The sequence below is a fragment of the Azospira sp. genome (assembly GCF_030247495.1).
GTDB classification, from domain to species: Bacteria; Pseudomonadota; Gammaproteobacteria; order Burkholderiales; family Rhodocyclaceae; genus Azospira; species Azospira oryzae.
The window spans coordinates 135,629-161,290 of the sequence record NZ_JAOTRW010000010.1 but is presented as its reverse complement, the minus strand read 5'-3'; the positions used below and the strand labels follow the sequence as shown (position 1 = coordinate 161,290).

Below are 25,662 nucleotides of genomic sequence, written 5' to 3'. Positions count from 1 at the left end.
GGCCTCACCGCCTGCGATGCCTTTGGAGACCGTTCCGTGCCCGACCTGCCCGCCATCCAGGCCAAACTGGCCTTCACCTGCACCCACGAGGCCGAGCGCCTGCCGCCCCTGCCGCCGGAGGCCGACATCCTCTTCAACTACGCCCGCTGGCTGCAGCGGGAGAATCTGGTCAAGGAAGACCCGGTGGTGGAGCGGGAGGTGGGGCGCCTGTACCGTATCGCCGCCGCCCAGGGCCACCACAAGGCCCTGTTCAACCTGATCAACGGTATTTCCGGCGGCAAGTTCGACGGCACCGTGGAAGAAATGCTCGATTTCAATGACGCCCTCCTGAAAGCCGGCGTCCCCATGGCCTACTACAACCTGGGGCATTTCCTGGAAAACGGCATGGGAGTCAAGGAAGACCCGGACCTGGCCTTGAAGTATTTCCGCAAGGCGGCGGACCTAGGGAATCCCCATGCCCAGTACTACGTGGCGGAGAAGCTGGCGCCCATTGATGCCGCCCCGGATATTGCCCGCCAGATGCGTCGCTGCGCGGCAGAGCAGGGACATGGCAAGGCGGCTTTAGCCTTAGGCATCAACCTCAAAAATCGAAAGAACTACAAGGAAGCCGTTGAGGCTTTCCAACTCGGCGTCAAGGCAGGAAATGAAAATGCGGCTTCATTTCTTGAAAACGGGTTTAAAGCCCCCCCTCCCACCAAAGACCTTTACTACCTCGACCTGCCCAAGGACGACGAACGCAGCCGCCGCTATAAGGAAATTGGCGATGTGCTGCACGACTACTCCTACCTCAACCCGGTGGTTCCGGAACTGGACGAGATTGTTCCCCTGCCGCCGGCCAAGCTGCCGCCCTGGGATGGCAAGCTGCAATGGCGCACCGAATTCCAGGCCAATGTACCGCCACCCAAGCCCACGGATGACCTGATCGCCCGCCTGGCCCGGGACAAAGGCCTGGACCCGGCCTCCGGTATGCCGATCCGCAAGCGCTGACTCCCCGTGGCACGCAACGTCCTCCTGTTCCTGCTCCTCGCCGGCCTTTCCGCCTGCGACGCCTTTGGAGACCGTTCCGTGCCCGACCTGCCCGCCATCCAGGCCAAACTGGCCTTCACCTGCACCCATGAAGCTGAGCGCCTGCCGCCCCTGCCGCCGGAGGCCGACATCCTCTTCGCCTACGCCAAGGAACACATCACCTTCGCCTGCGGCGGCGCCTACATCAAGATCGCCGGCGGCAATATCGACATCCACTGCCCGGCCACGGCCAGTTTCAAAGCGGGGGACTACAAGATCGAGGGGCCGACGAGCCTGGCACAGGCGATGAATTCATGGCCGGACGGCAAATTCGACGAAGGTTTTGTTCTCCAGCAAGAAAACGGAAAACCCGTGGTCAACCGCAAATTTGAAGTCATTCGAGAAGACGGCACCAAGCTCCGGGGCCAGACCGATGCGCAGGGACAAACCGGCCTTCAGAAGAGCCTGTTCCTGGAAAACGTCACTGTTCGCATCCTGCCGGAGAATTCTCAATGAGCACCGTCAAGACACGCATCGTGCCAACCCTCTATGACGACAAGGGGCGCCCGTACTGCAAATCCATCATGAGCCGGACCGAGAACACGGTCCGGGCCAAATGCATCATTCCCCCCGACCATGTCATTCCGGTGATCTTCGTGCCGGGCATCATGGGGTCCAACCTGAAAAGTACGGCTAAGAAGAGCATTGACGGAAAAGCCTGGATGCCAGATAGCTTTAAATGGGCTAAAAAAATCATGTTTTACGAACCTGCTGAGCGGCAGATCCTGCTCAATCCCGCCCTGGCCAGCGTGGACGACAGCAGCGATGTTCCCAACGCAGAGGCTTCCTGGTTCAGTGATATGGGTGCTGACGTGCAAGCCAACTGGAAAGCCGAATTCAAGCGGCGGGGCTGGGGGACTGTCATGCTTTCCAGCTACGGCCCATTGCTCTATCACCTGGAATACCACCTGAACCGCATGTACCAGAACGGCAAGGTTGCCGAACCCTGGCAGGCATTGATGAAGGATCAGGGCAAAGGCTGGGGAGAACTGAAAGGCTTTGCCGCATTGATGGAAAAGGAACTGCTCGACGCTTCCGACCACTGGTTTCCGGTGCATGCCGTCGGCTACAACTGGCTGGAGAGCAATGACCAGGCAGGGAAGTATCTAGCGGGCAAGATCGAACAATTCATCGCCCATTACCGCAAGCAGGGTTACCCCTGCGACAAGGCCATCCTGGTGACCCACTCCATGGGAGGGCTGGTCGCCCGGGCGGCGTGCCATCCCAAAATCGGCAATGCGGCTAGCAAGGTGCTGGGCGTCGTCCATGGCGTGCAACCGGCCACCGGCGCCGCAACGGCGTATAAGCGGGTCCATGCCGGTTTCGAGGCCGGCCTGGGTAAAGATGCCCTCGTCGCCAAAGTGCTGGGCTGGACAGGGGCGGATGTCACTGCAGTTTTTGCCAACGCGCCCGGCGCCTTGCAATTGCTGCCCAACAAGGTTTACCCCTCTGGCTGGCTGAAGGTCTCCCGCACCGGTACTGGCACCAAGGCGCAGGACATTCTTTCCTCACCCAAAGCCGATCCCTACCAGGAGATTTATCGGGAAAAGGACAAATGGTGGCGGCTGATTCAGCCTGAATGGATTGATCCTTCGGGGAAACTTGTGAACGAAAGCAAAGACCCATGGGAACGATACTTAGATAATCTTGATAAAGCAGAACAATTCCACGACACCCTAGGCGATTATTACCACCCCAGTTCCTGGGTTCATTACGGTGCCGATGAAGATCACCGGGCCTGGGGGCGCGTGCGCTGGTATCCGGTCAGCGAAATTCGCTATATCAAGGATGGGGAAATCGAAAACGCCCGTCTCAAGGCCGACAACAGTCTGGGAAGGCTGGTGCTGGAGTCGCCGGAGATTCGGCGCAACACCTTGACGCCCTGGTGGAACCAGGAAATGGAACCTCCTCACTCCTCAGGCGATGGCACAGTGCCGGAAGAATCCGGCCGGGCACCCCAAGACAAGGTGAAATTCATCGCGAGGATGCGGGGCTTCGATCATCAGGGCAGCTATCAGCATGCCCAGGTGCAGGCGCTGACCCTTTACTGTATCGCCAAGATCGCTGGAGGGAGTGCCTGAATGCCCTGTTTCCCTAAACGCACCTGGGCCGTCGCCGCCCTTCTTGTCGCCGTCTTCGTGTTCTGGATTTATCCAGCCCTTCGTGCCGCATTTCCCAATTACGAGCATGCCATGAACGACTTTACCCGCCATACCCGCCCAGTCTGCATTGGCCGTTTTCTTGTCGACGTCCCTACTCAGTTGGTAACTCAGCAATATTGGCAAAGCATTGGAGGAATGGGTGAGATCACTTTAGTCGCTTCTGAAGGTCAAACCCTCACTAGCATGCGAACACAGGTAACCCGCCGAGAAACAGAGTTACGCGCCACCCCACATACTAAGGAAGGCAGTGTTTTCCGGGAGGTGATTTCCCTCGCAGATACTGTTCGCTTACTTATCTTTCGTGGGAATGGTGTTAGTACACGAAGCTTTGAGTTTGAAACCTATCTCCTGAAAGAGGGGCGCTTGTTCAAGCTCATTTATGGGGCAAGCAATGCACGTCTGGAAGCGGCGAAGAACGATGTCAAAGAAGCGATTTCGAGTATCCACATTCGTAGCAATGACAGCATCCCCTCTGGCAAAGGTCTATGCATAGATAACGGCCTTGTCAGTGATTCTCCAGAATTCCGCCTGGAAAGCACTTCGGTCAAATTCATCCTGCCGGACTATCCGGGATTTGAATTCAGCGTAGACGTCAACAGCACTAACTCGCCAACGGAACGGGGGCTGTTCGAGCGCGTTTCTGGACCGTTACAGATGTTCAGTTCGGTCTACCCTGGTGCAACGCTCTCCACCAAGCGCAAGGCAAAACGAACGCTGGCCGGAATGGAAGGGGAGGAACTCGTCACGGAAATGGTTGCCGAGCGAAAGGGGCTCTCTCCCGAGACCGGCATTACGGGTCGATGGGAGTATCGAGGGCAAGCAAAATCACTGGGCCAACCAGAGGTCATAATTGACTTCGATTATGACTTTGGAACGAACGCAGCCCGTCTGGCCCGCGAAGCGGCAATGAGCGCTGGCAAAGAACTTCCGCCGCCGCCCAAACGCTTGACCCAGGAAGAGGTGATGGCGATCTGGGATTCGGTGCTGGCCTCGTTCCGGCCACGCCCTGGGGCATTCTGATCGGATGAGTAGTCATGGTGTTTGAACATAGGGGGGGCGGTGCCCCACCGTTCGAGCATCGCTCCGCGCGCCTATTGCACAAGCCTGCTCCAGGTCAACGTGGAACACGAACCGGCCTACCGGCACGGCGAAGGGGCCGACAACCTGCGGGCCTGCCGCTTCACCCTGCGGGCCATCGTCAAGATTGCCCAAGCAGCACAACAGACCAGCCTGCGTTACGACCAATGAAACCCTTTCTGCCTCTCTTTCTCCTGCTCGGCGTAACGACCGCCTGCGCTCCCGAGATGCCCCCCATGACGCCCGAAGAAACCCAACGCATGAACCAACTGACATCAACGATGACGACACGCTGCGTCGGCCGCTACTTGATTGACCTGCCCGATGCGTTTGTGCTCAATGAAATTTCCACGACGAAGCTGGAGGACGTCGAGATACTCAAGATCAAGCCGATGCATAAAGTGGATTTTCAGCTTCTTCTGGAGCAGCGGGACCGTGAGCTGAAAGCCACACATATGGATGGTGAGCCGTCCAATCCCTTCCTGAAAAAATACGAAATTCTTCCACCGGGTGGCATTGGGAAAATTTTCAATCGTGCATCTGAAACAGGGTCCGCAGATTTTGGGCGAACGCTGGAATTGATGGCATGGAAAGACGGTTACTTATTTTCAGCAACTATTGAAGCAACGGACAGTACAGGAACCGCTTATGCCAATAAGCCTTGGATCAAAGAGTTCCCCAACGACATTCCTCAAAAACGTGCTCATCTGCTGGACGTCTACAACCGCCTTCAAGGTCGCAAAGATACGGAAGTCCCCAGTGGTCCGGGCGTTTGTTTCCCCAATGGCTTCCTGCGCGGCTCGGCAACCGATCATGAGCAAATCGATCTGCATTACCACCTCAAGACCGTCGAAGATGTTTATTTTGGCTTTCATTACCTAACCGATATTGGCCCGGAAAAAGACACCCTACTTGAGCGTGGGAAAGCCATCGAAAAATCGGTAAAGCAATATAACGGGCATACCTTGCGCAAGGGGAAGCGCGAAGCCAACGGGCTGTCGTTTGAAGAATGGCTATCGGTGCAGGAAACCGATCCAGGCGTGAAGGACTATGACTTAACCTTGGAAATGAATAGCAAGCATGGTGATGCGTACAACCCCTTGTTTATTACCGATTTCTACAGCGGCGTTCGTCACCCCCGCCCCACTCCAAGTTTGGAGGAAGTTGCGGTGAGAAAAGCGATTGCCAAAGCCTCCCTGGGTGAAGCTGAGTCCATTGCCTTGTGGGACAAGGTTACGACAACGCTACGTCCCCGCCCAGGGGCATTCTGAGAAGCAAAGAGTGACATGAGGGCACCCATTGCACAAGTTGTCTCCAGGTTGACGTGGAACACGAACCGGCCTACCGGCACGGGGAAGGCGCCGACAACCTACGGGCCTGTCGCTTCACCCTGCGGGCCATCGTCAAAATTTCCCAAGCGGTACAACAGACCAGCCTGCGTTACGACCAATGAAACCCTTTCTACCCCTCTTGCTCCTGCTCGGCGTAACGACCGCCTGCGCTCCCGAGATGACCCCCATGACGCTCGAAGAAACCCAACGCATGAACCAACTGACCGCAACGATGACGACACGCTGCATCGGACGTTACCTGATCGATTTGCCAGAGACGTTTGTGCTCAATGAAATTTCTACGACGAAGCTGGAAGACGTGGAGATACTCAAGATCAAGCCGATGCATAAAGTGGATTTTCAGCTTCTTCTGGAGCGGCGGGATCATGAGTTGAAAGCCACACATATGGATGGTGAGCCGTCCAATCCCTTCCTGAAAAAATACGAAATGCTTCCACCGGGGGACATTGGGAAAATTTTTAATCGTGCATATCAATCAGGTGCCGCTGATGTTGCGCGGGTGCTGGAACTAATGGCTTGGAAAGATGGTTACTTACTGTCAGCCACAATCCGGGCGAAAGATAGTACCGGGACTGCTTATGAAAATGAGCCTTGGGCTAAAAGCTCACCTAATGATGTCCCCCAAAAACTTGCTCATCTGCTGGACGTCTACAACCGCCTTCAAGGCCGCAAAGATACGGAAGTTCCCAGCGGTCCGGGCGTTTGTTTCCCCAATGGCTTCCTGCGTGGCCCTGCGACGGATCATGAACAAATCGATCTGCATTACCACCTGAGCCAGTCCAAGGATGCTTACTTCTCATTCCATTCATTGAGTGACCTCGTGCAAGAAACTGAACTCTTGGACAGAGGCCCCGCCATTGAAAAGGCGCTGAAACAAGCCTCAGGCCGAACGCTGCGAAAGGGCAAGGTCACCGGCCCCATTCCCTCTGCCCAGGAATGGTTGCTGACACGTAAATCGGAAGAATCCGATCTGATGCTTTTGGATTTCACCCTGGAAGCGAACGCCAAAGCTGGTTCTGCTCAAACCCCCGTGTTGGTCCTTGATTTTGTCTCGGGAGTAGAGGCTCCTGGGCCCGCGCTGACTCTGGAAGAGGTGGCCGTCCGCAAACCGCTATCCAGCAAACCATTCAACGAGGCGGAATCCATCACTCTCTGGGACACGGTGGCGCCTACCCTGCGCCCCCGCCCCGGGGCGTTTTGAGCAGCAGCAAGCGCCATGATGACCATTCTAAGATTTTTCCCAAAGTCAGCGTGGAATTTACGGGCTTATGGCCTGTATGTGTGCCAAGCGCAATGCAGTCATCTCCACGGACCTGATGCGAGGTAGCTGCGAAATTCGCGATCCCCAGAGTGCCGGCAGTGTCTGGGTCAATCGGGGAGGTGTGGGCGTGACGGCCCAATCCCAGGGCAGCTTTTACCGTGCCTGGTTGAGCGACAAGGATGATGCCGGGGATGCCACGGTGCCCGCCCATTCTGGCCTGGCGCCCCGCACCCATGTGCCTTTCTTTGCCCAGATGCGGGGGTTCGAGCATCAAGGAAGCTACAAGGATGGGCCTGTGCAGGCGGTGACCCTCTATTCCCTGATCTCCCTGGCCTGCAAAGCGGAGAAGCCTGCATGACCCCCTCTTTGCGCCGTGTAGCCTGGGCAGGCCTGTTCCTCTTCATCGCCTGGGCCATTTTCAAGTCCTATGCCCTTTTTCGCATTCATTTCCCGATTCGAGACCACGCCATGATTCCCCCCTTTCAAGAAATGCAGACCTTTTGTGTGGGCCGTTATCTCATTGACCTGCCCAAAGGCAGCGTGCTGTTCCGGGCGGAAAGTTCGGCAGGCGGGGAGGCAGACGCAGATTTTTTTGCAGACCATTCCGTAACTCACTCACAATTTTTGGAAAGGGTTCAAGCCCGTTGGGCAGAGCTCAAGGAACTAAAGCAGGATAAACGTGAAGTTTTTGAGAAGCCCTCCGAGAGAATCGAAGCTGTACAGGATGGGGTGGTATTCACGTTTCGCCATACTTCGTATTACCTAGATGAATGGCCCGGAGGTGATAAAGGGCTACAACATTTTTACGAGACGGAAGGCTATTTGTGGCGGAACAACGTGTTGTACAGGTTCAGCGATGCCACAACCAAAGAAGAAGTTGTTTCCTCCATGAAACGCTTGGGCTTTCGCCAAGACGACGAGATACCTTCTCACCAGGGTTTCTGTGGGGGGCGAAGCTTTTTCCCCGGACCGCCTCAAGAAAGGGAGTCGGTTAATTTCGCCTTCCGCTTGCCGACAAATCCACCCATAGAACTTCGCATTAACATGCCATCCGGGCGCCCTCCCAAACAGAATTTAGCTCTTTTCAATTCCAATGATTTCAAGGCCAGCATGGTCCGAGACGCAAAACTTTCCATTGGTAGCATGGGGGGGGAGGAATGGATTACAACCTCAACCGAAAGTAAATTTGAAAATCGGTATAACTCGTCAATGGATGCCCATTGGTACTACGTGAAGGAAACGATCCAGGCTCCTCTGCCAGGGGAGCTTGGTATCCATGTACGCATGGAATTCGATGTGGACACCGAAACGCCCCCTACCACCTTCGGCGAACTTCCTCCCGCCAAGGCAGAAGGCGAGGTTGGTAAGGAGGAATTCCTCGCCCTGTGGGACGGCATCCTCAAAACCCTGCGTCCCCGTCCCGGAGCATTTTAGGTGGAGTGCTCCATTATTTTGAGCGGCCATAAAGCTTGACCAGATTTCATAGCGAAGCGGATTTGAAAGCACTCAGCCTTCTGTTGCGGCGGGTCTTCCGGGGCGGCCTGATCGTCTTCATCGTCTGGGGATTAGTTAAGTTCTCCTTGGCCTTTCGTCTTTATGCCCCGGGTCAGGATTGGGCCATGATTTTTTCCTCACCAGCGATGCAGGCCTCTTGCGTGGATAGGGGCTGTCCCCAAAGTCAAACGTTGGATGGATGGTTGCATCATGGGTAAGTCGATTTCAATTCCGCTGAACGATGCTGCTCACCTGCGGGCCTGGCTGTCGGCTGAGGGGCAGATGATTTCGGCTCAACTGGAAATGCCGCGGCTGTATGTACTGCTGGACGATGACCCAGCCGACCCGCAGAGCCTGGCCTGGTTGCAGGGCCTGGTGCAGCATGGAGCGCCAGTTATCCGCCTGAGTCGCGACGATGGCGGCGGCGCGGATGCGGCGGGGCCTTTGTTTGCCGAAGTGGAAAAGGGACCGTCGGTTTTGTCGCAACTGGCCGAGCGGGCGCTGACCCGGGGTGGCCTGCATTTTCTGCTGAGTTTTGCCGGGGCGGATGAGGTGGTTCGGCATCTCAGACTCTTGCGGAACCTGGCTCTGACGGAAGGTCCTGCGGTGCTCTTTCCCTACGAGAAAGTGCAGGCGGTGGCGGCCCTGATGCCGTCGTTGGAGCCCATGCAGCGGTCGGCCTTCATGGGGCCGGTTGAAAAATGGGCTGTCGTCGATGCCTGCAGCGTCCTGCACAGCCTGGTTGCAGCTCCCAAGCGGGTGACGGCCTGGGCCCTGCGCTTGAACGGCGTACAGATGGCGGTGCTTGAGGAGAGTCTTTTCCCGGGCGTTGTCATGGTCCAGTCCCATGCTGTCGATCCCGATCTGTTGGCCGGCTTTACGCCCTGCGCGGCTTTTTCCCTGATACGGCAGCGCATTGCCCAGGCCAGGGCCTGGGGCCTGGTACGGAGAAAGGACATCGCCCTCTACTGCATTCTCAGCTTGCAGCAGCCGGAAGGCTTCGAATCCACGGCCCCTTACAAGCAGGCCCTGGAGGCCGCCAGGGACTGGGGCCAGCCCCTGGCCGAACAGCTGCCCTCGGTGGCGCCCCAGTGCTGAGATTTTGACGGTGGAGGAGGGCGACCTTAGCGCATTTCCAGCCACTGCAGGATTTCCGCCGCCGCCTTGGGCCAGGGATGGTCGAGCATGAGCATGTGGCCGCAGTGGGGGATGATCTTGAAGTCGCCGTTCCAGCGCAGGGCGGTGAAGCCGATGCTGGAGGGGGGGAAGACGGCGTCGAACTGGCCGCCCATGACCAGCACCGGCAGTTCGGGCCGGGAGCGGTAGCTGCGGTAACCGAGGCCGGCCATGTCGGCGGCGGCTTCGGCGGATTCGGGCTGGATCAGATGGGCAAACTGCAGCAGGCCTTCGGGCGGCATGTCGGGGGAAAAGTAGATATCCCGCATCAGGAGCAGGCTGGCTTCGTCCATCTCGCCCTGGCTGATGGCGGGAATCTTGGCGAAGAAATCCGGATGTTTGAGGGCCAGGCTCATGATGGAACCCTGGGTGCCGGAAGTGGGTACCGGGGCCAGCAACACGGCGGCCGGGGCACCCTGGCATTCGAGCACCCGCTCGATGACGGCGCAGCCCATGGAGTGGCCGATGAGAATGGGTGGCCGGGGCAGCTTGGCCATCACCTGCAGCACGTCGTCGGCGTAGTCATCCAGGCCGAAGCGGTCGAGCCGTTCCCGGCCTTCGCTCTGGCCGTGGCCGGAAAGATCGAGGGCGACGCAGTCGTAGCCGGCGGCGTTGAAGCGGGGCAGGAAATTGACGTCCCAGCAGCGGCTGTCCATGTAGCCGCCGTGGACGAAGAGGCAGGGGGGCTGGCCGTTGGGTTTGGCGGCCGGACGGTGCAGGGTGTGGATCTGGCGGGGTTTCATGGTGGAGGAGCCGGGACGGCGAGTGGGAAATGGTTTATGCCGGAACGATAACACCTTTGTTTTTAATCTGTGTGACGCTCCGGGCGCGGTGGAGGGCTGGCGTATCATTGCCGCCTGTTCCCCATTTTCACGGCTGCACTCGCGGCCCCCGCCGACCATGAAGACCGAAACGCCCCAGACCATTTACCTGAAGGACTACACCCCGCCCGCCTATCTGGTGGACACGGTGGACCTGGATGTGGACATCCGCCCCGGCAGCACCACCGTCACCGCCACCCTGGCCTGCCGCCGCAATTCGGCGGCCGCCGCAAATCAGCCTCTGGTGCTGGACGGCGAGGATCTGGAAACGGTGTCCGTGGCCATCGACGGCCGGGTGCTAGCTGCGGGCGAATACACAGTTGGCGTCGAAACCCTGACCATCCCTGGGGTGCCCGAGCAGTTCACCCTGCAGACCGTGGTGCGCATCGAGCCGGAAAAGAACACCCAGCTCTCGGGCCTCTACCGTTCCACCGACGGTTACTTCACCCAGTGCGAAGCCCAGGGTTTCCGCCGCATTACCTGGTTCCCGGACCGGCCCGACGTCATGGCCACCTTTACCGTCACCCTGCACGCCGACAAGGCAGCCCTGCCGGTGCTGCTGGCCAACGGCAATCCCGTCGCCAGCGGCGACGAGGCCGATGGGCGTCACTGGGCCCGCTGGCAGGACCCCTTCAAGAAGCCCTGCTACCTCTTCGCCGTCGTCGCCGGCAAGCTGGACGTGCTGCGCGACACCTTCACCACCGCCAGCGGCCGCACGGTGCAGCTGGCCATCTACGTGGAGCCGGGCAAGCTGGACCAGTGCCCCCACGCCATGCTGGCCCTGAAGAAGTCCATGGCCTGGGACGAGCAGCGCTTCGGCCTGGAATGCGACCTGGACCACTACATGATCGTGGCCGTGGGCGACTTCAACATGGGGGCCATGGAGAACAAGGGCCTCAACATCTTCAACACCAAATACGTGCTGGCCCGGGCCGACGTGGCCACCGACGTGGATTTCGAGAACATCGACCGGGTGGTGGCCCACGAGTATTTCCACAACTGGACCGGCAACCGGGTCACCTGCCGGGACTGGTTCCAGCTCTCCCTGAAGGAAGGTCTGACGGTTTTCCGCGACCAGGAATTCGGCGCCGATCTGCACAACCCCACCACCGCCCGCATCCGCGAGGTGCGCGGCCTGCGCGCCGCCCAGTTCCCCGAAGATGCCGGCCCCATGGCCCATCCGGTGCGTCCCGCCTCCTACATGGAGATCAACAACTTCTACACCGCCACGGTCTATGAAAAGGGCGCCGAGGTGGTGCGCATGATCCAGACCCTGATCGGCCGCGAAGCCTTCCGCGCCGGCATGGACGAATACTTCCGCCGCCACGACGGCCAGGCCGTCACCTGCGACGATTTCGTCGCCGCCATGGCGGCAGCCTCGGGCTTCGACTTCACCCAGTTCATGCGCTGGTACAGCCAGCCCGGCACGCCCCAGGTCAAGGCCGAGGCTGCCTACGATGCCGCGGCGAAGCGCTACAGCCTGAGCTTCACCCAGAGCAACCCCAAGGCTTCGGACAACGCACCCTACCTGATCCCCATCCGCGTCGCCCTGTTCGACCGCCAGGGCCAGGAACTGGCCGGCCACAGCCGCACCCTGCTGCTCACCGAGAGCACCCAACGCTTCGATTTCGAGGACGTGGCAGAGGCTCCGGTGCCTTCCCTGCTGCGGGACTTCTCCGCCCCGGTGGTGCTGGATTTCGCCTACAGCGACGCCGACCTGACCCTGCTGCTGGCCCACGACAGCGACCCCTTCAACGCCTGGGAAGCGGGGCAGCGCCTGGCCTCCCGCCTGATCCTGGAAGCCACCGCGGCCATCGCCGCCGGTAAGGCGCCGGTGGTGCCGGAAGGCTTCATCGCCGCCGCCCGCCGTCTGCTCAGCAGCCATGAAGAGGCCGGCGCCGCCTTCGTCGCCGAAGCCCTGACCCTGCCCGGCGAGGCCACTCTGGCCGAGATGCTGGAGGAGGTGAATCCGGATGCCCTGCACGCCGCCCGCAACCATCTCCGCCTCTCCCTGGCCGAGGGCCTGCGGGCCGAGCTGGCCGCCGTCTATGCGGAACTGGCCCCCAGCGGCCCCTACCAGCCCAGTGCCGAGGATGCGGGCCGCCGCGCCCTGCGCAACCTGTGCCTCTCCTACCTGCTGGAATTCAACACCGCCGGCATGCGCCAGCTGGCCGTGCGCCAGTTCGAGGACGCGGACAACATGACCGACCAGTTCGCTGCCCTGGCCGCCCTGGCCAACGTGCTGGGCGACTGCCCCGAGCGGGAGACGGCCCTGGCCGCCTTCTACCAGCGCTGGCAGGGCGAGGCCCTGGTGGTGGATAAATGGCTGGCGGTGCAGTCCTCCAGCCGCCAGCCCGACACCCTGGCCACGGTGCAGCGCCTCACCGGCCACCCGGCCTTCGACCTCGGCAATCCCAACAAGGTCTATGCCCTGCTGCGCACCTTCGGTGCCAACCTGGTGCGCTTCCACGCTGCCGACGGCGCCGGCTATCGTTTCTTCGCCGAGCAGATCAAGGCCCTGGACGCCCGCAATCCCCAGGTGGCTTCCCGCCTGGCTCGCTGCTTCGATCGCTGGAAGAAGTTCGACGCCGGTCGCCAGGCCCACAGCCGGGCGGCCCTGGAAAGTCTGCGGGACCATCCCGGCCTGTCCCGGGACGTGTTCGAGATCGTCACCCGGGCCCTGGGTTAAGGCAGGGATAGTCGGGGCCGCCGCCCAGCAAGGTGGCGGCTTGAAAAGAGGGTGGCCGGGAAGGAGCATGGCGCCTTGCTCCCGGCCTGCTGTGCCTGAAGGTGGCCGTCCCTATTGGGCTGCAGCCGGCAGGGGCTGGCTCCGGATGGCCGCGGCTATCTCGGCGGCGGCCTGACTGAGAGCCCGGCGCTGGGCCGCCACCAGGGCGGCGGCGCCGCCGTCGCCCGTCATGGTTTCGTTCCCCGCCGCCAGCGGCTCGTGCACCTGGCTGCGGCCGAGCAGCTCCTTGCCCTGCCGCGGCTGCAGGGTCCACAGCAGATCCAGATCGACGCCCCGGCCCACCTGGGCCTCCAGGCGCTGCACGTGCAGGGTGAGGCGGAAGTCGGCGTCGAAATGGGGGGCGCCGTTGGGCAGGGCCGCCACCCGGGAAGAGGCCAGCAGGCGTCCCAGGTCGGCGGCGATGCTGCGGGCGATGCCGCTGCGCAGGGGCTCGGCCCAGCGCTGCTGTTCGCTGAGCAAGATGCGCTGGTCCGGGCCCCGCAGCACCAGCTGGGGCCGGTCCAGCAATTCGGGCAGGCTGGCGCTGAGCAGCAGCACGCTGGGGCCGTTGCCCTGGCCGCCGGGGCGGCCGTCGTCCAGGGTGTAGAGGCTGGCCTTGGGCGTGGTGCCGCAGGCCGCCAGGAGCAGGGCGGTGCCCAGGATGGCGAGGGCGCCGCGCCGGCCGGCGGCGAAGGCGGAAAGGGTAGAAGGGGCGGCGATGGGGCGGCGCGTGGGCATGGTCGGCATTTCTCTCAATCCTCTCAATCGTCCTTCTTGCCCTTGAGCAGGGCTTCGGGCTGGCGTTCCAGCAGGTCCGCCAGGTTGCGCACGGCGCTGGCGGCCCGGCCCACTTCCCGCAGGGTGTCGCGCACTTCCTGCTGCATCGGGGCGTCGCTGGCCAGGACCTTGTTGGCCTGGTCCAGGGCCTTGCGGGCATCGCGCAGGGTGTCGGCCAGTTCCGGCACCACTTCCCGGTCCAGGCGGGTGATCAGCTTGTCCGTGTGCTGCAGGGTGTGCTGCAGAGTCGTGGCGATGGTTTCCAGCTGGTCCTGCAGGGAGTCCAGGCTGCCGGGCTGGGTCGGCAGTTCGGCAATGCCCTTGCCCCAGCGCATGGCGGCGGGCTTGGCGTTGGGGAAGTAGTCCAGGGCCACGTAGCGCTGGCCGCTGACGATGTTGCCGGTGCGCAGTTGGGCGCGGAAGCCCCGGGCCACCATGGCGTTGAGCACTTCCCGGATGTCCTTGCGGCTGGGTTCCGCGTTGCCCATGCCGCGGCTGCGGCGACTGAGGCGTTCCGGGTAGAGCTTGATCTCCACCGCCATGGAAAAGTTCTTGGTGGTCTGGTCGAAATCCAGGTCGATGCGGGACACCTCGCCGGCGGTGATGCCGCGGAAATCCACCGGGGCGCCCACCGTCAGGCCCCGCACCGATTCGCGGAAGATGAGCACGTACTTCTGGTAGCTGCTGTCGGGAATGCGCTGAGCCGTGGCCTGGTCCGGATGGAGGACGAAGGTGCTGGCGGCGGGGGCCGCTGCCGGCGTCTCGCCGGGCTCCCCTTCGGGGCTGGAGAAGGCGACGCCGCCCAGCATCAGGCTGAGCACGGACTGCATGTTGAGCTTGACCCCGTCCGCATCCATGGCCACATCGACGCCGCTGGCGTGCCAGAAGCGGGAACTGGGACTGACGAAGCGGTCGTAGGGCGCATCCACGAAAATCTGCACATCGACGCCGCGGCCATCGGGCTGCATGGCGTAGCCGATGACCCGACCCACCGGGATGCGTCGGTAATAGACCGGGGCGCCGATGTCGAGGGAACCCAGGGTGTCGCTGCTGAGCTTGAACTGGCTGCCCCGGGTGTCGCTGGTGATTGCCGGCGGTTCCTCCAGGCCGACGAATTCCCGGGCGTCGCTGCCGGAGTGGCCCGGGTCGATGGCGATATGCACCCCGGAGAGCAGGGTGGCGAGGCCGGAAACGCCGCCCACGGTGACCCGGGGGCGCACCACCCAGAAGCGGCTGTCCTCCACCAGCAGGCCCTTGGCGCTGTTATTCACCTGGACCTTGACCTGGACCGAGCTGCGGTCCGGGCTCAGGGTGATGTCCGTCACCGTGCCGATGTCCACGTCCTTGTACTTGAGGCGGGTCTTGTTGGCCTCCAGACCTTCGGCCCGGGCGAACTGCAGGGTGATCTGGGGCCCCCGCTCGAGCAGGGCCTTGATGCCCAGGCCCAGGCTGAGGGCCACCGCCAGCAGGGGAATGATCCACACCAGGGTGGGGCGGCGGCGGGGCGGGGTGACGCGGACCGTCTCGGCGGCGGGCAGGGGCGTGTCGTCAGGCATGGCGGTGTTCCTCGGCGGAGGCGGCAGAAGTGTCAGGGGGTACGGTCTGGGGAACGGCCCGGTCCCATATGAGGCGCGGGTCGAAGGCCATGGTGGCGAGCATGCTCAGCACCACCACGGCGCCGAAGGCCACCACCCCGGGGCCGGGGGAAATGATGGCGAGGGACTGGACCTGGACCAGGGCCACCAGCAGGGTGACCACGTAGACGTCGAGCATGGACCAGCGGCCGATCAGTTCCAGCAGCCGGTAGAGCCGGGCCCGCTGCCGGGTGTTGCGGTGGGAGCCGCGGTGCACGCTGAGCAGCAGGTAGGTGAGGGAAAAGAGCTTGAGCATGGGCAGCACGATGCTGGCGCAGAAGACCACCAGGGCCAGTTCCCAGGAGCCCGTGTCCCACAGCACCACCACCCCGCTCATGATGGTGTCGTGCTGGGTGCCGAAGGGGGAGCGGGTCTCCATGATGGGCAGCAGGTTGGCCGGCAGGTAGAGCACGTAGGCGGCCAGCATCAGGGCCCAGGTGCGCGCCAGGCTGTCCGGCTTGCGCAGGTGCAGGGGCGCCTGGCAGCGGGGGCAGTGTTCGTGCTGTTCCAGGGAAGCCAGCTGGCCGCATACCTCGCAGACGGCGAGCCCTTGGCTGGCGGCGGTATGGCGGCGGCTCATGCCGGCTTGGCCCCGTCGTCCGGATGCGCCTCGTCCCAGGCCTGCCACAGGGTATGGCCGTCGAGCAGGCCGGCCAGGGCGGCCAGCAGCAGCATGAGTCCGCCGAAGCACCAGATGGCCGGCCCCGGCAGCACGTCGGCGAGGTGGGCCAGCTTCACCAGGGAGACCAGGACGCCGAGGATGAACACTTCCACCATGGCCCAGGGATGGGCCAGGCGGAAGGCGCGAAAGACCGGGGCGAAGGCCGGCGAGCGGCGGCCCTGCCACAGGGGCAGCACCAGCCACAGCACCGCGCCCAGCTCGATGGCCGGCATCAGTACCGTGGTCAGCAGCACCAGGCCGCCCAGGGCCTCCCGGCCATCCTGCCAGAGGTGCCGGACGGCGCCGATGACGGTGGTTTCGGTGTAGTTGCCCTGAATGTTGAGGCCGACGATGGGGTACAGGTTGGCAGTGAGCAGCAGCACCAGGGCCGCCAGGGTCAGGGCCAGGATTTTCTCCAGCCGGTCCCGGTGAAAGCTGTAGAGGCGGGCGCCGCAGCGGGGGCAGTGGGCCCGGCTGCGGGGCACCGTCAGGGCCACTGGCTGCAGCAGCAGGTCGCACTCGTGGCAGGCGGTGAGGGGGGCGGGCATGGCGGCCTCGCTCGGCGGTGCAGGCATGGGGCGCGTTTTAGTGCAGCAGCACCCAGGCGTTGATGCGCCGGCCGTCGTGCCAGATGTCGGTGATGCGGGTGGTGAGGTCGAAGGCGGCCTGGTCGGTGATGCGCATCTCGACGATGGCGATGGGCTGTTGCGGGTCGCCGTCGCGAACGATGGCGATCTCGCCGACGGGGCCGAAGCGCGCCAGGGCCTGACGCAGTCCGCTTTCGCTGACGTCGGCGGGGAGGCCGGAGAACATGATCTTTTTCATCGGAAGTCCAGGGGCTGGTGGAAGGGTGGCGCTTGTCAGGGGCGCCCGGTGGCGCTCCGGGGCGGGCCGCCAGGCCGGGCGGTCGTCCGGGGGCCTGATGGCATATTACCCGCAGCGCGGCGGGGGCGGCGGGAGCGCAGCCCCGGGGAAAGGCCCCGGAGCCGGCTGCCTACTTCAGCAGGACGTAGCTGCCGGGGGCGTCTTCCAGGGGCGGATAACGCTTGGAGCCGGTCTTGGCCGGCGCGGCGGGGGCGGCGGAGCGGGCCGCCAGCCATTCCTGCCAGGCGGTCCACCAGGAGCCTTCCCGGGTGGGCGTTTCCGTCAGCCATTGCTCGGGAGCCACGTACACCTCGCCGGCGGGCCGGGTGTGGAGGCGGTAGTGGCGGCGCGGGTGGCCGGGCTCGCTGACGATGCCGGCATTGTGGCCGCCGCTGGTGAGGACGAAGGTGACTTCGGCCGGGCTCAGGTAGTGGATCTTGTGCACCGAGCGCCAGGGCGCCACGTGGTCGCTTTCCGTGCCCACGGCAAAGACGGGGATGGTGATGTCGCCCAGGGACACGGGCCGGCCGCCGACCTGGTAGCGGCCTTCGCTGAGGTCGTCGTTGAGGAACAGCTGGCGCAGGTACTGGCTGTGCATGCGGGCCGGCATGCGGGTGGTGTCCGCATTCCAGGCCATCAGGTCGTTCATGGCGCCCCGTTCGCCCAGCAGGTACTGGCTTACCATGCGCGACCACAGCAGGTCGTAGGAGCGCAGCAGCTGGAAGGCGCCCGCCATCTGGCCGGCGGAGAGGTAGCCCTTTTCCGCCATCTGGGCCTCGAGCAGGCTGATCTGGCTGTCGTCGATGAAGAGGGCCAGCTCCCCCGGCTCGGTGAAGTCGGTCTGGGCGGCCAGGAGCGTGATGGAGGCCAGGCGCTCGTCCCCGTCCCGGGCCATGGCAGCGGCGGCAATCGCCAGCAGGGTGCCCCCCAGGCAGTAGCCGGTGGCGTGCACCCGGCGCTTCGGCACGATGTCGTTGATGGCCTGCAGGGCGGCGAAGAAGCCGTTTTCCAGGTAATCGTCCATGCCCTGGTCCCGGTCTTCCTCGTCCGGATTGCGCCAGGAAATGCAGAAGACGGTATGGCCCTGGTCCACCAGGAACTTGATCAGGGAGTTGTGGGGCGAGAGGTCCAGGATGTAGTACTTCATGATCCAGGCCGGCACGATGAGGATGGGCTCGGGATGGACCTTGGCGGTGGTGGGGGAGTACTGGATCAGTTCCATCAGCCGGGTGCGGGCCACCACCTTGCCCGGGGTGATCGCCACGTCCCGGCCTACCACGTAATCCTCGCTGCCGGCGGGGGGCTCGTTGTTCATGGCCCGTTGTAGGTCCTCCTGCAGATGGGCCATGCCGCGCCACAGGTTTTGGCCGCCTTCGCGGATGGTGTGTTCGAGCACCACCGGATTGGTGAGGGGGCTGTTGCCGGGGGAGAGCAGGTCAAGAATCTGCCGGGCGGCGAAGGAGACGATGCGTTCGTGGTGGGCGGAGACCCCCCAGATGCCGTGGGTCGCCGCCTTCCACCAGCGCTCGGTGAGGAGGAATGACTGCTGCATGACATTGAAGGGCCAGCGGTGCCAGGCATCTTCCTTGAAGCGGCGGTCGGTACTCCAGGGGGCGACGAAGTCCGGCCCCTCGTTGAGCATGGAAAGCTGGGCCGCCTGCAGGGCGGCGGCTTCCGTCGCCGCCAGCTTGAGCAGTTCCAGCTGTTTGCCGGGGGAGACGGCCAGATGCCCGGCCCAGTCGATCATGGCCATGGCCATGGTGAGGGGCGAGAGGGAGTTGGTGAGCTGGGCGATGGTGGCGTGCACGTGCTGATCCAGGCGCTGGGTGGCGCTGTCGGCCTGCAGGGGCGTCAGCACCTGGGCGGCCGGGGAGATCAGGGGCAGGAGGGAAGAGGTGGCGACGGCGGGGGGCATGGGGTCTCCTTTCTATCGGGCGGGGGCCGCTGGCGGCCCCCGGGGAGAACATCATTTTTTGCTTTTTGCGGCCGCTTTCGGCATGGCGGCGGCGACCTGCTGCAGCGACTGGGTCAGGGCGCCACCCTGCTTGATGGCGGCCAGGGCCAAGTCCTTGCCGAAGGGCAGGGTGGCGGCGGTCTGGCGGGCGCCATCCTCCACGGCTGCCTGCCATTCTACATATTGACTTTGCATGACGGGGGCCAGTTCTCCGGCGGCGGTCGTGGTCAGCTCGTAGGCGGCCTGGGCATAGGCGGTGCCGTTTTTCAGCAGGGTATGGGCCAGGCCGGTCTGGATATCCACCGCCTGTTGGACGCTGGTGCTGCCGAGCAGTTGCTTGTAGCCCGCCGCCTCGTCTTCCAGCATTTGCCGCACGGCGCCGAAATTGAGTTCGGCCAGGTTCTGGATGGTGTCGAAATAGACCTGGGTGGCCCCCAGGAAGGAGGTGGCCAAGGCGTTGTTGGCCTGGGAAAGCGAGGCCAAGGAGGCGAAGTTCAGCTTTTCTGACATGAGTGACTCCTGTTCTTGGATTGGATGGAAAGCCGTCCCGGAGCCTGATGGTCGGCCATTTGCAGGCCGGCCCCGGGTCGATCCATTATTCAGCGATCGTTTAATAATGACAAGGGGCTCTTTGTAACCGTCTGTGCCTGGCCGAACGTGATATCTTTGCGCTCCGAATATGAGCTCGCCACCTTCATCCCCGCGCCGTCCCGGGCGCCCCCGCAGCACCGATGTGGACAGCCGCGAAAAGCTGCTGGCCGCCGCCTTGCTGGCTTTCTCCGAACTCGGTTTCGCCGGCGCCAGCCTGCGGGCCATTGCCGTCTCGGCGGGCTTCGACGTGGCCATGATCTTCCACCACTTCGGCTCCAAGGAGGGGCTGTGGCAGGCGATGGTGGAATCCATGGCGGCCGATTTCCAGCAGTCCCTGAGCCATGAGCTGGTGCCGCTGATGGAAGGGGATTGGCCCATCGCCGAGCGGGTCACCCGGGTGCTGGACGTGTTCGTGGAAAAGCTCATCGAGCGGCCCGCCGTGACCATGCTGATCATGCGCGAGATGCCGCTGCCGGGGGAGCGTCGCGACTTCCTGGTGGCCCGCCTGCTGCGTCCCTCCTGCGACGGCCTGGTGCCCTTCTGGCTGGAGGCCATGGAGGCGGGGCTGCTGCGTCCTTCCGACCCGGTGCTGTTCCACGTCGGCATTTTCGGGGCCATGGCGATGATCCTGGCCTTCCGCGACGTCCTGCCCCGGCTGGGCTCGGCGGAGATGGACCTAGCGGAGATCAAGGCCCATCTCTACCGCGGCCTGCTGGCCGATCCGGCCTGAGACGCGGGCAAAAAAATACCGGACGATGGAATCCGTCCGGCCAAGGGGGAGCCTACGTGCAGGCTCTGTTCGGAGCGCCCGGGGGAGTCGGTACTGCAGCGCCCATTTCTATTAATAGATGGCATTGGAATATTTGTCGATGCTTTTTTAGGTCGGCGACGATTCCTTTTTCCCGGGTGGCATACGGGGCGACAGATGGGCCGCCGGTGGCGGAAGGCCGCCCCATGCGGAATTTCTGCCTATGCTGGCGGTCGTATCTGATATACCTTCTGGCCCTGTTTTCTTTTTTCAGCGTGCAGGCCCCGTGACTCCCACCCCCGACTATTCCAAGATGACCGGCAAGGAACTGGATCGCATCGCCCATGTGATCCGTCCTGGCGGCTGGTCCGTGGCCGGGGGGCGGCCCATTTCCACCCTGCTGGGGTCCTGTGTGGCGGTGTGCCTGTTCGATCCCCAGCTGAAGATCGGCGGCATGAACCACTTCCTTCTGCCCAGCCGGGGCAAGGACCGGGAGCTGGACCCGGATACCATCCTCTCCGGCGACTATTCCATGGAAGTGCTGGTCAATGCCCTGCTGGCCCAGGGCGGCCAGAAGCGGCGGCTGGTGGCCAAGATGTTCGGCGGCGGCAACATCGTTTCCGCCATCCTCACCTCCATCGGCGAACGCAATGTGGAATTCGCCACCGAGTGGCTGCAGCGGGAAAACATCCCGGTGCTGGCTTCCGACGTGCTGGGCCCCTGGTCGCGCAAGGTGGTGTTCGTGCCGGGCACCGGCGACGCCTTCTGCATGCGCATGCCGGTGACCCAGAGCATTGTCGCCCAGGTCAGCCGGGAGGAAGAGGCCTACGCGAACAGCCTCTCCAAGCCGGCACCGCCGGCAGGCAAGAAAATCGAGCTGTTCTGAAGTCCATGCCCCGGGATGCCCGGGGGTCGGGCATCTTGCGGCATCATGCTCCGTCTGCCGCGTCCCTGCTGCTTTCCAGACCAGGTGCCATGAGGGGAGCCCTCCGGGGCCGGTCCGGGGGCTGGCGCCGCGTTGCCGCTGCCCCCGGATGGCTTTCTCTCAGCTGGCCAGTTCCGGCCGTTCCCGGAACTCTTCCAGGGCTTCCGGATTGGCCAGGGCCTCGACGTTCTTCACCGGCCGCTGGTGCACCACGTTGCGCACCGCCAGTTCCACGATCTTGCCGCTCTTGGTACGGGGAATGTCCCGCACCTGCACCACCTTGGCCGGCACGTGGCGCGGCGTGGTGTTGCGGCGGATCTGTTCCTTGATGCGCACGCTCAGGGCGTCGTCCAGGGTGAGGCCGTCGCGCAATTTCACGAAGAGCACCACCCGCACGTCGTCGTACTTGCCCGGGGGCCAGTCCTGGCCGATGACCAGGGATTCCACCACTTCCTCCAGCTGTTCCACCTGTCGGTAGATTTCCGCCGTGCCGATGCGCACGCCCCCCGGGTTGAGGGTGGCATCGGAGCGGCCGTAGATGACCATGCCGTTGTGCTCGGTCAGCTCGGCGAAGTCGCCGTGGCACCAGACGTCGGGGAAGCGCTCGAAGTAGGCGGCGTGGTACTTGGCCCCGTCGGGGTCGTTCCAGAAGCCCACGGGCATCACCGGGAACGGCTTGGTGCATACCAGTTCGCCCTTTTGCCGGCGCACCGGGTTGCCGTCGTCGTCGAACACGTCCACCGCCATGCCCAGTCCCCGGCACTGGATTTCGCCGCGGTAGACGGGCAGGGTGGGGGCGCCTAAGACGAAGCAGGAAATGATGTCGGTGCCGCCGGAAATGGAGGCCAGCTGCAGTTCCGGCTTGATGTCCCGGTACACGTAGTCGAAGCCTTCCGGGCTCAGGGGGCTGCCGGTGGAGAAGAGGGCGCGCAGGGCTTGCAGCTTGTGAGTCTCCCGGGGCTTGAGGCCCATCTTGGCGGCGGCATCGATGAATTTGGCCGAGGTGCCGAAGTGGGTCATGGCTTCCGCATCGGCGTAGTCAAAGAGAACCTTACCCTGATCAGCAAAGGGGCTGCCGTCGTAGAGCAGCAGGGTGGCGCCGGAAGCCAGGCCCGAGACCAGCCAGTTCCACATCATCCAGCCGCAGGTGGTGAAGTAGAAGACCCGGTCGCCGGGCTTCACGTCGCCCTGCAGCTGGTGTTCCTTGAGGTGCTGCAGCACGGCGCCGCCGTGGCAATGGACGATGCACTTGGGCACGCCGGTGGTGCCCGAGGAATACATGATGAAGAGGGGATGGCTGAAAGGCAGGCGGGCAAAGGCCGGCGCCGTGGCGGAGAAGGGCGCCAGGGCGTCATTCCAGGTCACGGCCTTGGGGATGGCGCCGATGTCGGGCGTGGCGGCCAGGTAGGGCACCACCACCACCTTTTCCAGGCTGGGCAGTTGGGCGGCGGCCTCGGCGTTCTTGGCCAGGCAATCCACGGCCTTGCCGTTGTACCAGTAGCCATCCACGCAGACCAGGACCTTGGGGCCGATCTGGCCGAAGCGGTCCAGCACGCCCTGGACACCGAAGTCCGGCGAGGCGGAGGACCAGATGGCGCCGAGTGAGGCGGCAGCCAGCATGGCGATCAGGGTTTCCGGCAGGTTGGGCAGGTAGCCCGCCACCCGGTCCCCGGGCTGCACGCCGGCGTCCTCAAGGAACTGCTGGAAGCGGGAGACTTCCGCCCGCAGCTGGTCCCGGGAGAGGCGGCGCTTGACCTTGTCCTCGCCCCAGAAGACCAGGGCGTCCTCCGGGCCGGCAAAGCGCAGCAGGTTTTCCGCGTAGTTGAGGCGGCCTTGCGGGAACCAGCGGGCGCCGGGCATTTTGTCGCCGTCTTCGAGGACGGTGCCGCCCTTGTCACCCACCACGCCGCAGAAGTCCCACAGCAGGGACCAGAAGGCGGCGGGCTGGTCCACGGACCATTGCCAGAGGGCGTCGTAATCGTTGAGGGGAGCGGCGGCTGCCTGGCTGGCGGCGCCCATGAAGCGGGTGAGGTTGGCGGCGGCCACCCGTTCGGGGCCGGGCCGCCACAGCAGATCGTGGGCGGTGTTCATCTTGTCTCCATCGTTTTTATGGGAGACGGAGGTACGTTGCCCCCGTCTCCGGGTGCTGCCGGGATCTAGAGGTCTTGCAGGCTGGCCCGCAGGCTTTCCGGAATGGGGGCCGACTTGCCGCTGCCGGTGTCGATCCACACCACCTTGGATTCGCCGGTGGCGTAGAGGGTGTCGTCCCCCACCAGGCGCAGTTCGTAATGGGTGGGAATGGAGGAGCGCCCGGGATGGCCGGCGAAGAGCTTGACCTCCACTGTGCCCGGGTAGGTCAGGGGCAGCAGGAAGGTACAGGAGGCATTGACGATGACCGGGCCTTCGCCCACCGGGCCCACGGTGTAGCCCAGCTGTTCCAGCCATTCGCAGCGGGCCTGTTCCATATAGCGGAAGTACACCGTGTTGTTCACATGCCCGTAGGCATCCATGTCGCCCCAGCGGATGGGGATATGGCTGGTGAGGATGAGTTTACGTTTTGTCTCCATGGTATTTTCTTGTGTGGTTTGGGGTGATTGAAACGCTACCATACGTTAGCGTATAGTATTCGCAAATTTTGGCTTGTAACAATCCCATAACAACAATCTGAACGGAGCGAGGACATGCAACGCGAATCCATGGAATACGATGTGCTGATCGTCGGCGGCGGCCCGGCCGGTCTGGCGGCGGCGATCCGCCTGAAGCAGCTGGCGGCCGCCAACGGGCAGGAATGCGGTGTCTGCCTGATCGAAAAGGGCTCCGAAATCGGGGCCCACATTCTGTCCGGCGCGGTGATGGACCCCAAGGCCCTGACCGAGCTGATCCCCGACTGGAAGGAGCAGGGCGCTCCCCTCAATGCCCCGGTCTCCGAAGACCGCTTCTTCATCCTCTCCGAGGACGGCGGCTGGCAGGTGCCCAACGGCCTCCTGCCCGGCTGTTTCCACAACGAAGGCAACTACGTCATCTCCCTCGGCAACGTCTGTCGCTGGCTGGGCCAGCAGGCCGAAAACCTGGGCGTGGAAATCTACCCGGGCTTTGCCGGCGCCGAAGTGCTCTATAACGAGGACGGCTCCGTCAAGGGCGTGGCCACCGGCGACATGGGCCGCCTGAAGGACGGCAGCGAAGGCCCCGCCTTCCAGCTGGGCATGGAGCTGCATGCCAAGTACACCCTCTTCGCCGAAGGCTGTCGCGGCCACCTGGGCAAGCAGATCCAGGCCAAGTTCAACCTGGCCTCCGACGCCGATCCCCAGGTGTACGGCATCGGCATCAAGGAACTGTGGGAGATCAAGCCCGAGAAGCACCAGACCGGCCTGGTGGTGCACACCGGTGGCTGGCCCATGGACAACGACACCTACGGCGGCGGCTTCCTCTACCATATGGAAGACAACCTGGTTTCCGTCGGCTTCGTCGTCGGCCTGGGTTACGACAATCCCCACCTGTCTCCCTACGAGGAGATGCAGCGCTTCAAGACCCATCCGAAGATCCGCGAATTCCTCGAAGGCGGCAAGCGCGTCTCCTACGGCGCCCGGGCCATCACTGCCGGCGGCCTGCAGTCCCTGCCCAAGCTGACCTTCCCCGGCGGCGTGCTGATCGGCGACGATGCCGGCTTCCTCAACGCCTCCCGCATCAAGGGTTCCCACTGCGCCATCAAGAGCGGTTCCCTGGCCGCCGAAGCCTGTTTCGAGGCCCTGGCCGCCGAGCGCAGCTTTGATGAACTGACCGCCTATCCGGAGAAGTTCAAGGCCTCCTGGCTCTACGAGGAACTGTACAAGGCCCGCAACTTCAAGCCCTGGATGAGCAAGGGCCTGCACTGGGGCGGCTTCATGTTCGGCGTGGATCAGAAGCTGTTCGGCGGCAAGGCGCCGTGGACCCTGCACCACAGCGGCCCGGACCACCTCAAGCTGAAGAAGGCCAAGGACTGTACCCCCATCGCCTATCCCAAGCCCGACGGCGTGCTTACCTTCGACCGGCTGTCCTCCGTCTTCCTCTCCAACACCAATCATGAGGAAGACGAGCCCTGTCACCTGCAGCTGAAGGATGCTGCCGTGCCGATCCAGGTCAACCTGGCCCAGTACGACGCGCCCGAGCAACGCTACTGTCCGGCCGGGGTGTACGAAATCCTGCGGGAGGCCGACGGCTCCAATCCCCGCCTGCAGATCAACGCCCAGAACTGCGTGCACTGCAAGACCTGCGACATCAAGGACCCGACCCAGAACATCACCTGGGTGGTGCCCCAGGGCGGCGAAGGGCCGAACTACCCCAATATGTAACCGTACGGTCACCTTCTTGTCCTAAAATGCGCCGTCCCCGAGAC

The 25,662-nt window shown here is 63.3% G+C and carries 25 protein-coding genes; 15 read left to right on the top strand and 10 right to left on the bottom strand.

Annotated features, from left to right (window positions below; all coding sequences use genetic code 11):
* The 11 genes from OEL49_RS15630 to OEL49_RS15580 all read left to right on the top strand — a co-directional run.
* Positions 1-987 (top strand): SEL1-like repeat protein (locus tag OEL49_RS15630; protein WP_287875558.1); only part of this gene is annotated, 987 nt, incomplete at its 5' end.
* Positions 988-993: 6 nt separating this feature from the next.
* A complete protein-coding gene (locus OEL49_RS15625) occupies positions 994-1,521 on the top strand; it encodes a DUF2345 domain-containing protein (RefSeq protein ID WP_287875556.1) in 528 nt (175 codons plus the stop codon).
* The gene (locus OEL49_RS15620) at positions 1,518-3,146 is read left to right on the top strand and encodes an esterase/lipase family protein (protein WP_287875554.1); all 1,629 of its coding nucleotides are present in this window, start codon (positions 1,518-1,520) and stop codon (positions 3,144-3,146) included. The genes OEL49_RS15625 and OEL49_RS15620 overlap by 4 nt, the downstream gene beginning before the upstream one ends.
* Positions 3,147-3,257: 111 nt before the next feature.
* On the top strand, positions 3,258-4,247 hold the full coding sequence (locus tag OEL49_RS15615; protein WP_287875552.1) for a T6SS immunity protein Tli4 family protein: 990 nt from the start codon (positions 3,258-3,260) through the stop codon (positions 4,245-4,247).
* A gap of 39 nt (positions 4,248-4,286) precedes the next feature.
* Positions 4,287-4,475, top strand: a complete 189-nt coding sequence (locus OEL49_RS15610) for a hypothetical protein (RefSeq protein ID WP_287875550.1) — start codon at positions 4,287-4,289, stop codon at positions 4,473-4,475.
* A 65-nt stretch (positions 4,476-4,540) separates the two neighbouring features.
* Entirely contained in the window at positions 4,541-5,575 is a 1,035-nt protein-coding gene (locus tag OEL49_RS15605; protein WP_287875548.1) for a T6SS immunity protein Tli4 family protein, read from the top strand.
* A gap of 53 nt (positions 5,576-5,628) precedes the next feature.
* Positions 5,629-5,757 carry a hypothetical protein gene (locus OEL49_RS15600; protein ID WP_274412995.1) on the top strand — a complete coding sequence of 43 codons (129 nt, stop codon included), beginning with the start codon at positions 5,629-5,631 and terminating at the stop codon, positions 5,755-5,757.
* A gap of 65 nt (positions 5,758-5,822) precedes the next feature.
* Positions 5,823-6,857, top strand: coding sequence for a T6SS immunity protein Tli4 family protein (locus OEL49_RS15595; RefSeq protein ID WP_232058851.1), 1,035 nt, complete (start codon positions 5,823-5,825; stop codon positions 6,855-6,857).
* Between the two features lie 67 nt (positions 6,858-6,924).
* Entirely contained in the window at positions 6,925-7,275 is a 351-nt protein-coding gene (locus OEL49_RS15590) for a hypothetical protein (protein WP_205230089.1), read from the top strand.
* Positions 7,272-8,351, top strand: coding sequence for a T6SS immunity protein Tli4 family protein (locus OEL49_RS15585; protein ID WP_014237339.1), 1,080 nt, complete (start codon positions 7,272-7,274; stop codon positions 8,349-8,351). The genes OEL49_RS15590 and OEL49_RS15585 overlap by 4 nt, the downstream gene beginning before the upstream one ends.
* A 270-nt stretch (positions 8,352-8,621) precedes the next feature.
* Entirely contained in the window at positions 8,622-9,509 is an 888-nt protein-coding gene (locus tag OEL49_RS15580) for a DUF4123 domain-containing protein (protein ID WP_157870620.1), read from the top strand.
* A gap of 26 nt (positions 9,510-9,535) precedes the next feature.
* Here the strand turns inward: OEL49_RS15580 and OEL49_RS15575 are convergent, their stop codons facing one another.
* Positions 9,536-10,330: an alpha/beta fold hydrolase gene (locus tag OEL49_RS15575; protein WP_014237341.1), complete on the bottom strand. Its 795-nt coding sequence runs from the start codon at positions 10,328-10,330 to the stop codon at positions 9,536-9,538.
* Positions 10,331-10,487: 157 nt separating this feature from the next.
* On the opposite strand from OEL49_RS15575, the gene pepN reads away from it, so the two are divergent.
* On the top strand, positions 10,488-13,097 hold the full coding sequence (gene pepN / locus OEL49_RS15570) for an aminopeptidase N (protein ID WP_287875541.1): 2,610 nt from the start codon (positions 10,488-10,490) through the stop codon (positions 13,095-13,097).
* A 111-nt stretch (positions 13,098-13,208) separates the two neighbouring features.
* Here the strand turns inward: pepN and OEL49_RS15565 are convergent, their stop codons facing one another.
* The 7 genes from OEL49_RS15565 to OEL49_RS15535 all read right to left on the bottom strand — a co-directional run bounded on the left by OEL49_RS15565 (position 13,209) and on the right by OEL49_RS15535 (position 19,536).
* Positions 13,209-13,883 (bottom strand): PqiC family protein, encoded by a 675-nt coding sequence (locus OEL49_RS15565; RefSeq protein WP_287875539.1) that lies wholly within the window; start codon positions 13,881-13,883, stop codon positions 13,209-13,211.
* A gap of 14 nt (positions 13,884-13,897) precedes the next feature.
* Positions 13,898-15,469, bottom strand: a complete 1,572-nt coding sequence (locus tag OEL49_RS15560; protein ID WP_287875537.1) for an intermembrane transport protein PqiB — start codon at positions 15,467-15,469, stop codon at positions 13,898-13,900.
* Complete coding sequence (locus OEL49_RS15555) at positions 15,462-16,127, bottom strand: paraquat-inducible protein A (RefSeq protein WP_152089315.1); 666 nt, start codon at positions 16,125-16,127, stop codon at positions 15,462-15,464. Before OEL49_RS15555 ends, OEL49_RS15560 begins: the two co-directional genes overlap by 8 nt.
* Positions 16,124-16,756 (bottom strand): paraquat-inducible protein A, encoded by a 633-nt coding sequence (locus OEL49_RS15550; protein ID WP_287875534.1) that lies wholly within the window; start codon positions 16,754-16,756, stop codon positions 16,124-16,126. The genes OEL49_RS15555 and OEL49_RS15550 overlap by 4 nt, the downstream gene beginning before the upstream one ends.
* Positions 16,757-16,793: 37 nt before the next feature.
* Positions 16,794-17,033, bottom strand: coding sequence for an RNA recognition motif domain-containing protein (locus tag OEL49_RS15545; RefSeq protein ID WP_014237347.1), 240 nt, complete (start codon positions 17,031-17,033; stop codon positions 16,794-16,796).
* Between the two features lie 169 nt (positions 17,034-17,202).
* Entirely contained in the window at positions 17,203-18,987 is a 1,785-nt protein-coding gene (locus tag OEL49_RS15540) for a PHA/PHB synthase family protein (RefSeq protein ID WP_287875530.1), read from the bottom strand.
* A gap of 51 nt (positions 18,988-19,038) precedes the next feature.
* On the bottom strand, positions 19,039-19,536 hold the full coding sequence (locus tag OEL49_RS15535; RefSeq protein ID WP_014237349.1) for a phasin family protein: 498 nt from the start codon (positions 19,534-19,536) through the stop codon (positions 19,039-19,041).
* Between the two features lie 223 nt (positions 19,537-19,759).
* On the opposite strand from OEL49_RS15535, the gene OEL49_RS15530 reads away from it, so the two are divergent.
* Together OEL49_RS15530 and OEL49_RS15525 are read left to right on the top strand one after the other, a co-directional pair.
* Positions 19,760-20,347: a TetR/AcrR family transcriptional regulator gene (locus tag OEL49_RS15530; protein ID WP_043798111.1), complete on the top strand. Its 588-nt coding sequence runs from the start codon at positions 19,760-19,762 to the stop codon at positions 20,345-20,347.
* Positions 20,348-20,651: 304 nt separating this feature from the next.
* The gene (locus OEL49_RS15525) at positions 20,652-21,251 is read left to right on the top strand and encodes a chemotaxis protein CheD (protein ID WP_235832392.1); all 600 of its coding nucleotides are present in this window, start codon (positions 20,652-20,654) and stop codon (positions 21,249-21,251) included.
* 159 nt (positions 21,252-21,410) lie between these two features.
* On the opposite strand, the gene OEL49_RS15520 is transcribed toward OEL49_RS15525, so the two are convergent.
* Both OEL49_RS15520 and OEL49_RS15515 read right to left on the bottom strand, forming a co-directional pair.
* On the bottom strand, positions 21,411-23,381 hold the full coding sequence (locus tag OEL49_RS15520; protein WP_287875526.1) for an acetoacetate--CoA ligase: 1,971 nt from the start codon (positions 23,379-23,381) through the stop codon (positions 21,411-21,413).
* Positions 23,382-23,446: 65 nt separating this feature from the next.
* Entirely contained in the window at positions 23,447-23,857 is a 411-nt protein-coding gene (locus OEL49_RS15515) for an acyl-CoA thioesterase (protein ID WP_130458382.1), read from the bottom strand.
* A 114-nt stretch (positions 23,858-23,971) separates the two neighbouring features.
* Here OEL49_RS15515 and OEL49_RS15510 point away from each other — a divergent pair, with 114 nt between their 5' ends.
* Positions 23,972-25,618, top strand: a complete 1,647-nt coding sequence (locus tag OEL49_RS15510; RefSeq protein ID WP_014237354.1) for an electron transfer flavoprotein-ubiquinone oxidoreductase — start codon at positions 23,972-23,974, stop codon at positions 25,616-25,618.
* Positions 25,619-25,662: the final 44 nt, after the last annotated feature.

Bases quoted from the DNA above. Each gene is read 5' to 3' on its own strand.
- OEL49_RS15620 (WP_287875554.1), top strand. From the start codon at position 1,518: ATGAGCACCGTCAAGACACGCATCGTGCCAACCCTCTATGACGACAAG.
- OEL49_RS15615 (WP_287875552.1), top strand. From the start codon at position 3,258: ATGAACGACTTTACCCGCCATACCCGCCCAGTCTGCATTGGCCGTTTT.
- OEL49_RS15605 (WP_287875548.1), top strand. From the start codon at position 4,541: ATGACGCCCGAAGAAACCCAACGCATGAACCAACTGACATCAACGATG.
- OEL49_RS15595 (WP_232058851.1), top strand. From the start codon at position 5,823: ATGACGCTCGAAGAAACCCAACGCATGAACCAACTGACCGCAACGATG.
- OEL49_RS15590 (WP_205230089.1), top strand. From the start codon at position 6,925: ATGGCCTGTATGTGTGCCAAGCGCAATGCAGTCATCTCCACGGACCTG.
- OEL49_RS15585 (WP_014237339.1), top strand. From the start codon at position 7,272: ATGACCCCCTCTTTGCGCCGTGTAGCCTGGGCAGGCCTGTTCCTCTTC.
- OEL49_RS15580 (WP_157870620.1), top strand. From the start codon at position 8,622: ATGGGTAAGTCGATTTCAATTCCGCTGAACGATGCTGCTCACCTGCGG.
- OEL49_RS15575 (WP_014237341.1), bottom strand. From the start codon at position 10,330: ATGAAACCCCGCCAGATCCACACCCTGCACCGTCCGGCCGCCAAACCC.
- pepN (WP_287875541.1), top strand. From the start codon at position 10,488: ATGAAGACCGAAACGCCCCAGACCATTTACCTGAAGGACTACACCCCG.
- OEL49_RS15565 (WP_287875539.1), bottom strand. From the start codon at position 13,883: ATGCCGACCATGCCCACGCGCCGCCCCATCGCCGCCCCTTCTACCCTT.
- OEL49_RS15560 (WP_287875537.1), bottom strand. From the start codon at position 15,469: ATGCCTGACGACACGCCCCTGCCCGCCGCCGAGACGGTCCGCGTCACC.
- OEL49_RS15555 (WP_152089315.1), bottom strand. From the start codon at position 16,127: ATGAGCCGCCGCCATACCGCCGCCAGCCAAGGGCTCGCCGTCTGCGAG.
- OEL49_RS15550 (WP_287875534.1), bottom strand. From the start codon at position 16,756: ATGCCCGCCCCCCTCACCGCCTGCCACGAGTGCGACCTGCTGCTGCAG.
- OEL49_RS15545 (WP_014237347.1), bottom strand. From the start codon at position 17,033: ATGAAAAAGATCATGTTCTCCGGCCTCCCCGCCGACGTCAGCGAAAGC.
- OEL49_RS15540 (WP_287875530.1), bottom strand. From the start codon at position 18,987: ATGCCCCCCGCCGTCGCCACCTCTTCCCTCCTGCCCCTGATCTCCCCG.
- OEL49_RS15535 (WP_014237349.1), bottom strand. From the start codon at position 19,536: ATGTCAGAAAAGCTGAACTTCGCCTCCTTGGCCTCGCTTTCCCAGGCC.
- OEL49_RS15520 (WP_287875526.1), bottom strand. From the start codon at position 23,381: ATGAACACCGCCCACGATCTGCTGTGGCGGCCCGGCCCCGAACGGGTG.
- OEL49_RS15515 (WP_130458382.1), bottom strand. From the start codon at position 23,857: ATGGAGACAAAACGTAAACTCATCCTCACCAGCCATATCCCCATCCGC.
- OEL49_RS15510 (WP_014237354.1), top strand. From the start codon at position 23,972: ATGCAACGCGAATCCATGGAATACGATGTGCTGATCGTCGGCGGCGGC.